The sequence below is a fragment of the Streptomyces sp. NPDC088254 genome (assembly GCF_044740925.1).
Lineage (GTDB): Bacteria > Actinomycetota > Actinomycetes > Streptomycetales > Streptomycetaceae > Streptomyces.
In genome coordinates this window covers 42,541-49,088 of the sequence record NZ_JBIURQ010000018.1, presented here as the reverse complement: position 1 = coordinate 49,088, position 6,548 = coordinate 42,541, and the positions used below count along the sequence as shown (strand labels likewise).

Annotated in this window: 7 protein-coding genes; 2 read left to right on the top strand and 5 right to left on the bottom strand. The window is 69.2% G+C overall.

Annotation, left to right across the window (positions count from 1 at the left end; genetic code table 11):
- Window positions 1-371: 371 nt before the first annotated feature.
- The 3 genes from ACIOC0_RS38745 to thyX form a co-directional block, all read right to left on the bottom strand.
- Complete coding sequence (locus ACIOC0_RS38745) at window positions 372-2,057, bottom strand: ribonuclease J (protein WP_351096088.1); 1,686 nt, start codon at window positions 2,055-2,057, stop codon at window positions 372-374.
- Between the two features lie 144 nt (window positions 2,058-2,201).
- Complete coding sequence (gene dapA, locus ACIOC0_RS38740) at window positions 2,202-3,101, bottom strand: 4-hydroxy-tetrahydrodipicolinate synthase (protein ID WP_402161567.1); 900 nt, start codon at window positions 3,099-3,101, stop codon at window positions 2,202-2,204.
- A 204-nt stretch (window positions 3,102-3,305) separates the two neighbouring features.
- On the bottom strand, window positions 3,306-4,046 hold the full coding sequence (thyX, locus tag ACIOC0_RS38735) for an FAD-dependent thymidylate synthase (RefSeq protein ID WP_402161565.1): 741 nt from the start codon (window positions 4,044-4,046) through the stop codon (window positions 3,306-3,308).
- A gap of 258 nt (window positions 4,047-4,304) precedes the next feature.
- On the opposite strand from thyX, the gene ACIOC0_RS38730 reads away from it, so the two are divergent.
- Together ACIOC0_RS38730 and ACIOC0_RS38725 are read left to right on the top strand one after the other, a co-directional pair.
- Entirely contained in the window at window positions 4,305-4,550 is a 246-nt protein-coding gene (locus tag ACIOC0_RS38730) for a hypothetical protein (protein ID WP_402161562.1), read from the top strand.
- Window positions 4,551-4,641: 91 nt separating this feature from the next.
- On the top strand, window positions 4,642-5,196 hold the full coding sequence (locus ACIOC0_RS38725; RefSeq protein WP_402161560.1) for a hypothetical protein: 555 nt from the start codon (window positions 4,642-4,644) through the stop codon (window positions 5,194-5,196).
- Window positions 5,197-5,301: 105 nt separating this feature from the next.
- Here ACIOC0_RS38725 and ACIOC0_RS38720 read toward each other — a convergent pair whose 3' ends face one another.
- Both ACIOC0_RS38720 and dapB read right to left on the bottom strand, forming a co-directional pair.
- Window positions 5,302-5,745, bottom strand: coding sequence for a hypothetical protein (locus ACIOC0_RS38720; RefSeq protein WP_402161557.1), 444 nt, complete (start codon window positions 5,743-5,745; stop codon window positions 5,302-5,304).
- Between the two features lie 11 nt (window positions 5,746-5,756).
- On the bottom strand, window positions 5,757-6,509 hold the full coding sequence (dapB, locus tag ACIOC0_RS38715) for a 4-hydroxy-tetrahydrodipicolinate reductase (protein WP_351096078.1): 753 nt from the start codon (window positions 6,507-6,509) through the stop codon (window positions 5,757-5,759).
- Window positions 6,510-6,548 lie beyond the last annotated feature (39 nt).

Here is a 6,548-nt window from a genome sequence, read left to right as displayed (position 1 = left end):
CGCTGTTGAGTTCTCAAGGAACGGACGCTTCCTTTGTACTCACCCGAGAGACTCTCTCAGGCTTTCCTCCGGGCGCTTCCCTTCGGTCTTGCGTTCCCGACTCTATCAGATCTTTTTCCGATCCGATTTCCTCGGTGCTTTCCAGGTTCCCGCTTTTGTTTCGCGGTTTCCTTTCCGGCGGTTCCGACTTTATCAGAAGTTCTGAGTCGGATTTCCCGGCCCCTCCGGGGAGTGGTCCAGACACGCGAGGCGGCTGGGTTCCCGTTCAGGCGGAGCCGTAAACGTACTGGAGCGGAGCGCCCCGATGCAAATCGAGGAGCTCCGCTCCAGGTGCACGCGCCCTGAGGGCCGTTGGCGGACCCGACGGTCCGTCAGACCTCCACGACGACCGGGAGGATCATCGGCCGGCGCCGGTAGGAGTCCGAGACCCACTTGCCCAAGGTGCGGCGGATGAGCTGCTGCAGCTGGTGGGGTTCCACCACGCCGTCCTGAGCCGAGCGCTCCAGGACTTCGGTGATCTTCGGGATGACGTCCGCGAAGGCCGAGTCCTCGATGCCCGAACCGCGGGCCTGGACGTGCGGACCACCGGTGATCTTGCCGGTCGAGGAGTCCATCACCACGAAGACGGAGATGATGCCCTCGTCGCCCAGGATCTTCCGGTCCTTCAGGGCGGGCTCACCCACGTCGCCGACCGAGAGGCCGTCGACGTACACGTACCCCGCCTGGACCTTGCCCGCGATCTTTGCCTTGCCCTCGATGAGGTCGACGACGACGCCGTCCTCGGCGATGACGATGCGGTCGTGCGGAACGCCGGTCATGGCGCCCAGCTCGGCGTTGGCCCGCAGATGGCGCCACTCGCCGTGGACCGGCATCAGGTTCTTCGGCCGGCAGATGTTGTAGAAGTACAGGAGCTCGCCCGCGGACGCGTGGCCCGAGACGTGCACCTTGGCGTTGCCCTTGTGGACGACGTTCGCGCCCCAGCGCGTCAGGCCGTTGATCACGCGGTAGACCGCGTTCTCGTTGCCGGGGATGAGCGAGGACGCCAGGATCACCGTGTCGCCGTCGACGATGCGGATCTGGTGGTCGCGGTTGGCCATCCGGGACAGGGCGGCCATCGGTTCGCCCTGGGAACCCGTGCAGACCAGGACCACCTCGTGGTCCGGCAGGTCGTCCAGGCTCCTGACGTCGACGACCAGGCCCGGCGGGATCTTCAGATAGCCGAGGTCCCGGGCGATGCCCATGTTGCGGACCATCGAGCGGCCGACGAAGGCGACCCTGCGGCCGTACTCGTGCGCCGCGTCCAGGATCTGCTGGATGCGGTGGACATGGCTCGCGAAGCTCGCCACGATGATCCGCTTCCGGGCGTTCGCGAAGACCTGGCGCAGGACGTTGGAGATCTCCCGCTCCGGCGGGACGAACCCGGGGACCTCGGCGTTCGTCGAGTCGGAGAGAAGCAGGTCGATGCCCTCTTCGCTCAGTCGTGCGAACGCGTGCAGGTCCGTGAGGCGGTTGTCCAGCGGAAGCTGGTCCATCTTGAAGTCGCCGGTGTGGACCACCATGCCGGCCGGCGTGCGCACGGCCACGGCGAGGGCGTCCGGGATGGAGTGGTTGACTGCGATGAACTCGCAGTCGAACGGACCGATGCGCTCGCGGTTCCCCTCGGCCACCTCGAGGGTGTAGGGGCGGATGCGGTGCTCCTGGAGCTTGGCCTCGATCAGGGCGAGGGTCAGCTTGGAGCCGATCAGCGGGATGTCCGGCTTCTCCCGGAGGAGGTAGGGGACGGCGCCGATGTGGTCCTCGTGGCCGTGGGTGAGGACGATGCCCTCGACGGCGTCGAGGCGGTCCCGGATGGACGAGAAGTCCGGCAGGATCAGGTCGATTCCGGGCTGCTCCTCCTCGGGGAAGAGCACTCCGCAGTCGACGATCAGAAGACGGCCGCCGTACTCCATGACCGTCATGTTGCGGCCGATCTCGCCGAGGCCGCCGAGCGGGGTGACCCGCAGACCCCCTTCGGGAAGCGGCGGGGGCGGGCCCAGTTCGGGGTGCGGATGACTCAAAAGACTCTCCTCAACCATGCGCGCCACGTACCGGTGGGCACGTGGCGCGTATGACGTTCGTGCAGAAGCAGTTGTCGTTGTGATGTGCAGGCACCGGTGGCCTGCCGTATTCAGTTGTGCGGTGTTCAGTTGTGAAGTCCGATGTCAGAGCTGTACCCCGCCCGCGGCAAGATCGATCTTGAGCTGCTCGGTCTCTTCCGCGGTGAGTCCCACCAGGGGCGCCCGCAGCGGGCCGGCGGGCAGGCCCTGGAGGGCGAGCGCGGCCTTCGTGGTCATGACGCCCTGGGTGCGGAACATGCCGGTGTAGACGGGGAGCAGCTTCTGGTGGATCTCCGTGGCCTTCTGGACGTCGCCGGCGGAGAAGGCGTCGACGAGGGCGCGCAGGTCCGGGGTGACGACATGGCCGACGACCGAGACGAAGCCGACCGCGCCGACGGAGAGCAGCGGCAGGTTGAGCATGTCGTCGCCGGAGTACCAGGCGAGGCCGGACTGGGCGATGGCCCAGCTGGCGCGCCCGAGGTCGCCCTTGGCGTCCTTGTTGGCGACGATACGCGGGTGGGCGGCGAGGCGGACGAGCGTCTCGGTGTTGATCGGGACACCGCTGCGGCCGGGGATGTCGTAGAGCATGACCGGCAGCTCGGTGGCGTCGGCGACGGTCGTGAAGTGGCGGTAGAGGCCCTCTTGCGGGGGCTTGTTGTAGTACGGGGTGACGACCAGGAGGCCGTGTGCGCCCGCCTGCTGCGCCGCGCGCGCCAGCTGGATGCTGTGGTGGGTGTCGTTGGTGCCGACGCCGGCCACGATGTGGGCCCGGTCTCCGACGGCCTCCAGGACGGCTCGTACCAGGTCCGCTTTCTCCGCGTCGGTGGTCGTGGGGGACTCGCCGGTGGTGCCGTTGACGATCAGGCCGTCGTTGCCTGCGTCCACCAGGTGGGTGGCGAGCCGCTGAGCGCCGTCGAGGTCTAGTGCGCCGTCCGCCGTGAACGGCGTGACCATGGCGGTGAGGACCCGCCCGAAGGGGGTCTGCGGAGTGGAGGTCGGAGCCATGGGTAACACGCTACTCGTTGCTCAGAGCGGGGTCTGCCCTCGGGGCAGGCGGCAAGTCGGGACAAATGTGGAGCCCGGCACTGCCTGCTCGGGGGTTCAAGCAGTGCCGGGTCCGTTTGATCAGGCTAGATGAACTTCTCTAAATGCCGCAATACGGACACTTCGCGCGGCTGATCCGCACATACGTCTCCCGCTGCGAGGCGGTCAAGGGGCGACACGGCCGTTGGCGTTGAAAGCGGCGTGAGTGAGGGGCATGAGCCTCGCCCACTCGGCCTCCATCCGCTCGCCCACCATCTCGATCTCCCGCTGCGGGAAGGACGGGACCTTCGCCAGCTCGTGCTGGGTGCGCAGGCCGAGGAAGTGCATCAGGGAGCGCGCGTTGCAGGTGGCGTACATCGAGGAGAACAGGCCTACGGGGAGCACCGCGCGGGCGACCTCGCGGGCGACGCCGGCGGCGAGCATCTCCTGGTAGGCCTCGTAGGCCTGCCGGTAGGAGTCCTCCATGGTGCGGGCCACGAGCTCCTGCTGGTCCTCGGTGCCCTCGACGAAGACGTACTTGCCGGGACGGCCCTGCTGGACGAGCTTGCGGGAGGCGTCGGGGACGTAGAAGACGGGCTGGAGCTCGCGGTAGCGGCCGCTCTCCTCGTTGTAGGACCAGCCCACGCGGTGCCGCATGAACTCGCGGAAGACGAAGATCGGGGCGCTGATGAAGAAGGTCATCGAGTTGTGCTCGAAGGGGCTGCCGTGGCGGTCCCGCATCAGGTAGTTGATCAGGCCCTTCGAGCGCTCCGGGTCCTTCTGCAGCTCGTCCAGGGACTGCTCGCCGGCGGTGGAGACACGGGCGGCCCACAGCACGTCGGAGTCGGACGCGCTGTGCTTGACCAGCTCGACGGTGACGTCGCTGCGAGTGTGGATCTTGGTGTCGTCGGCGGGCCTGTCGGTCACGGTGCGGAGGTCCTTCCAGGGGCGTTGCAGAGGCGGCTTGCGAGCGGCGCCAACTCTACGGGGGTCCGGGGCGGGCGGGCGGGCCGGGGCACTCGGGCGGCCGACGGCCCGCCGCAAGAATTTTTTCCCGGAAATCTCGTGACATGGGGCACCTTTTCGGGCACCCGCTCGTCTGAATCAGTGGCAGCGTCCACTCGTCATCGGTGGCGGCGTCCACTCGGTCACGCAGTTCGTCTACCCAGGGAGGAAGAACCCACCATGTCCCGTCGGCGCGAGCCCGTTCCCTTCGCCTTCGTCGCCGAAGCCGACACGTTCCGCAGTAACGTGGCCCCTCCGCCGCCCGAGCCGTCCTCCGCCGGACAGATAGCCGGGCGCTGGCTCATGGCGGTCACCATCGTGGCCGCGCTGGTGGGCTCCCTGGTCATCGGGATGCCGGCGCTGAGCCTGGACCACACCGCACCGTCCCAGCAGTCCCAGGCCTCGCAGACCTCCGAGGGGCGCTGACACCGTCCGGCCCCCCGCAGGTGGTGAGCGGGGACACAGGCGGATAACCTCACCGGGCACAGCCCCAGCATGGATCGAGTGAGGACCAGCCGTGCCCCTGCCCTTCCTGACGGCCGACCGCGCATCCGAGGCAGCGGACGACGTCGCGTTGCCCTTCGAGGACCGTGAGCGCTGGCGGCGCCCCTACCGTCCCGGACCCTGGCGGGTCGCCGTGGCCGCGCTGAGTCTGCTGATCGCCTCGTACGTGCTGCTCGCCGCGGTGGTGATCGCGCTGACCGGCTCGCCGAGCGAGGCCGGTACGGTGTTCGGCCTCTCGCTGCTGGTGATCACCGCCGCGCTGCGGCTGCTGCGGATGGGCGTGTGGGTGAGCGAGCGCGGGCTGCGGCACGTGAGGTTCTTCGTGACCCGCACGGTGACCTGGAACCAGGTCGCGTCCGTGCGCACCGTGCAGCAGCCGGTGCGCTGGCTGGGGCTGCCGCGGACGCTGCAGGGCCAGGCCCTGACGCTCGTACGGCGGGACGGGTCCCCGCAGGACGCCGTGCCGTTGCTGACCACGCACGGGGCGGACTTCCTGGGGCGGATCGAGGCGTTCGACCGGGCGGCGGACACGGTCGAGGCATGGGCCGACGAGTACCGGCAGCCCTAGGCTCTGTCTGAGGGTCTCCACGGGCAGGCGGCGGGCCCGGCCGGCGTCATCGACGTGGGCCGGGCCCGCCGCTTGTGTGCGTCGGGACGGTCGGGCTGCTGTGCGTCAGCGTGACGCCTGGTGCAGCGTGATCGCCCGTTGCATCGCCTTGCGGGCCCGCGGGGTGTCACGGGCGTCGTGGTAGGCGACGGCGAGGCGGAACCAGCTGCGCCAGTCGTCGGGGGCGTCCTCGGTCTCGGCCTTGCGGCGGGCGAACACCGCGTCGGCGGAGTCGCGGTCGATGCGGCCGCTGGGGGTGCGCTCCAGCTCGTCGACGGGCAGACCGCCCTCGGCGTCGAGTTCGGCGGCGAGCTGGTTGGCCCTGCGGACGAACTGGGTGTTCTTCCACAGGAACCACACGCCGATGAGCGGCAGGATCAGCACCGCCACCCCGAACGTGACGGTCAGCAGCGTGCCGGCCCGGATGAGCATGACGCCGCGGCTGCCGACCAGGACGAAGTAGAAGACGAGGACGGCGGCCGTGAGGGCGTAGGAGAGCTTGGCGCGCATGACGGTTTGACTCAGTTCAGGTCGAGGAAGTGTTCCAGGCCGAAGGTGAGGCCCGGGGTCGACACCACCCGGCGGGCGCCCAGCAGGATGCCGGGCATGAAACTGGTGTGGTGCAGGGAGTCGTGCCGGACGGTCAGGGTCTCGCCCTCGCCGCCCAGCAGCACCTCCTGGTGGGCGAGGAGGCCGCGCAGCCGCACGGCGTGGACGGGGACGCCGTCGACGTCCGCGCCGCGGGCGCCGTCCAGGGCGGTGGTGGTGGCGTCGGGGGCGGGGGCGGAGCCGGCGGCGCGGCGGGCCTCGGCGATGAGCTGGGCGGTGCGCGTGGCGGTGCCGGAGGGGGCGTCCACCTTGTTCGGATGGTGCAGCTCCACGACCTCGACCGACTCGAACCAGGGTGCGGCGATCTGCGCGAACTTCATGGTCAGCACGGCGCCGATGGAGAAGTTCGGCGCGATGAGCACACCGGTCTCCGGGGACTGCGCCAGCCAGCCCTTGAGCTGCGCGAGGCGCTCGTCGGTCCAGCCCGTGGTGCCGACCACGGCGTGGATGCCGTGCCGTACGCAGAAGTCGAGATTGCCCATGACCGAGCCCGGGGTCGTCAGTTCGACGGCTACCTGGGCGCCGGTCTCCGCCAGGGTCTCCAGTTTGTCGCCCCGGCTCAGGGCGGCCACCAGCTCCATGTCCTCGGCGGCCTCGACCGCCCGGACCGCCTCGGAACCGATGCGGCCCTGTGCGCCGAGGACCGCCACGCGCAGCTTGCTCATGTCTTGCTTCCTTACCGAAGGTGACTTCCGAGGATGTCC

Coding starts and splice junctions, on each gene's coding strand:
- ACIOC0_RS38720 (WP_402161557.1), bottom strand. CDS start 5,745: ATGCGCGCCAAGCTCTCCTACGCCCTCACGGCCGCCGTCCTCGTCTTC.
- ACIOC0_RS38730 (WP_402161562.1), top strand. CDS start 4,305: ATGTCCCGTCGGCGCGAGCCCGTTCCCTTCGCCTTCGTCGCCGAAGCC.
- dapA (WP_402161567.1), bottom strand. CDS start 3,101: ATGGCTCCGACCTCCACTCCGCAGACCCCCTTCGGGCGGGTCCTCACC.
- dapB (WP_351096078.1), bottom strand. CDS start 6,509: ATGAGCAAGCTGCGCGTGGCGGTCCTCGGCGCACAGGGCCGCATCGGT.